At 67.4% G+C, this 2,198-nt stretch carries 1 protein-coding gene and 1 pseudogene; one reads left to right on the top strand and one right to left on the bottom strand.

Annotated elements, in window-relative coordinates; translation table 11 throughout:
- Window positions 1-280: 280 nt before the first annotated feature.
- The gene (locus QM806_RS40790; RefSeq protein ID WP_054248942.1) at window positions 281-1,888 is read right to left on the bottom strand and encodes a PucR family transcriptional regulator; all 1,608 of its coding nucleotides are present in this window, start codon (window positions 1,886-1,888) and stop codon (window positions 281-283) included.
- A 132-nt stretch (window positions 1,889-2,020) separates the two neighbouring features.
- On the opposite strand from QM806_RS40790, the pseudogene QM806_RS40785 reads away from it, so the two are divergent.
- Window positions 2,021-2,198 (top strand): annotated as a pseudogene (locus tag QM806_RS40785) (methylmalonate-semialdehyde dehydrogenase (CoA acylating)); the annotation flags it as partial.

Raw genomic sequence — 2,198 nt, 5'->3', positions numbered from 1 at the left:
CACCGGCGGGGGTGATGGCCACCCGGTATTCGTGGTTCTTGATTTCGCGGGGGATGCCGATCTTCATGAGAGCTCCGTGCTGTCGGAAATTCGATTGGTAGGTGCCAATGGTGAAGAAATCGTCCATTCCTGCCAATAGTTGTGAAGATAATTCTTGATACTGGGGTACTGGCTCGCGACTATTCGAATGCCGACACCCTGATCCGGTCGTCGTCGAAGGATGTTCGGAGAGTGGCTCCGCCCCGTGAGTACTTATTAACCGCCCGCCGTTAACAAGTACTCACGGGTGGCGGAGCCGCAGGATCAGCATGGCCGTGTGCAGCGACGTCCGGGACTCGGCGTCGTCCAGGTCGACACCGAGCAGGCGCTGGATCGTGGCCAGTTTCGCGTAGAGCGTGGGGCGAGAGAGGTGAAGTTGTTTCGCGAGTTCCGTCTTGTTGCCACCGAGTTCGAGGAAGCTGCGCAGGACGTCGACGCTGTCGCCGCCGTGTCGCGCCTGATGCTCCAGCAGGCCGCGGAGTTCGGTCTCGGCGAAGGCCTGCACCCGCGGATCGGTCCGGATGAGGGCGAGCAGACCGCGCAACCGGATGTCGGCAGCTCGGTGAAAGACCTTGTCGCCCGGTGGCAACGACAGCGCGACCTCGGCGATGTGAGCCGATTCCGTCAGGCCGCCCGCGGCGTCCAGGAGCCGGGTCGATTCGGGACCGACGCCGATCGTGCAGTGGAGGACGCCGTCGAGCCGGGTGAGCGCGGCACGGATCGCCGCACAGAGTTCGGACAGCGCGTCGGGTGTCGACGCCGGCGGATGCGACAGGAGCAGGTCGATCTGTCCGGCGCGGGTGTTCGCGGTGAGTGCGGTTTGCCGCGACGTCCGGACCGCGTGGCGGACGGCGTCCAGCATGTTCACACGCCGCCGCTGCGCGAGAACCTGGTCGGCGCTGGCGGTTTCGCTGACCCGGACCGTCATCGGCAGGTAGGTCAGTGCCGGCCGGAGGCCGAGCGCATGGGCGCGCGCCGTCGCCTCGGCCTCGTCCTGGACGCGTCCGCGGCGGAGTTCGTCGATGAGCCCGCTCTGGGCCTGCTGCTCGAGCGCGGTCCGGTCCTGCTCGACCATGCGGTTCAGTGCGAGCGCCTGCGCGGCACGCTCGAGGGCCATCCGCGCCCGACCTTCGGCGGCGACGGGGCGAGGGGCGACGAGTCGTCCCCATTCCTGCCGATGCGCGCCGACGGGCGTCGTCGTCCACGACTCCGGGCCGTCGATCGCGGTCTGATGCGATACGGGCGTCAGCCGCGACCGACGTTCCCACTCGGCGAGGAGATCCGCCGCCGTGGTTCCCTGCGCCGCGAAGGCCAGCACCTGCCGGTTGAGGTCCTCGAGCACGATCGGGGCGCCGAGCATTCCGGCCGCGGCGTCGACGATCTCACCGAGCGATGCCCGCTTCATGCTCAGGTCGGTGAAGACCTCGTGCACGTGCCGGGCGAACGCGACCTCGTCGTACTGCTCCGCGACGATCGATCGGTGCACTTCCTCGGTGACCTCGACGAACCGGATCTGGCGGTGCAGTGCGATGACGGGGAACGACAGTCTGTCGGCGGCGCGCGCCACCCCTTCCGGCACAGTGTCGACGTGGACGCCGAGTTCGACGACGAGTCCGGCTGCGCCCGCCGCGGCCAGTCCCTCCAGGTACGCCACGCTCGACGAGTCGTCCGCGAGCGGCCGGCCGGTGGTGAGGACGAGTTCGCCACCCTGGAGGAGGTTCGACAAATCGGGTAGATCGCTGACGTGCACCCAACGCACCGGCTTGTCGAGCGGTCCGCCGCCGATCACCTCGGGTGTTCCCGCCTGCACGACCGGGAGCGCCAGGATGTCGACGATGGTGGGCTGCATTTACGCAGTGTAAAGCAGATGTCGGATTTCCTTACAGATCGTCGGGCTCCGGGCGCTCGTGAACGGACCACAGTGAAGACATCGCACTTCGCGCGGAGTTTCCGCGTATCGGCTCTCTCGGTAAGGACACCCATGACACACAGCGATGGCGCAGCGCAGACCCGGACCATCTCGCCCTCCGCCGAAGGCCGGACCATCTCGCACTGGTTCGACAACAAGAGCTTCGCCGGTACCAGCGGCAACACCGCGCCCGTGACGAATCCGGCGACCGGTGCCGTCACCGGTCAGGTCGCCCTCGCCAGCGTCGAGG

The organism is Rhodococcus sp. IEGM 1351 (assembly GCF_030056875.1).
In the GTDB taxonomy this organism is placed as follows: domain Bacteria; phylum Actinomycetota; class Actinomycetes; order Mycobacteriales; family Mycobacteriaceae; genus Rhodococcus_F; species Rhodococcus_F opacus.
Note: the sequence above shows the minus strand (reverse complement) of the source record. Positions and strands in the feature narration are given on the sequence as shown.

Excerpts from the sequence above, each read along its gene's own strand:
- QM806_RS40790 (WP_054248942.1), bottom strand. The coding sequence starts at position 1,888 with ATGCAGCCCACCATCGTCGACATCCTGGCGCTCCCGGTCGTGCAGGCG.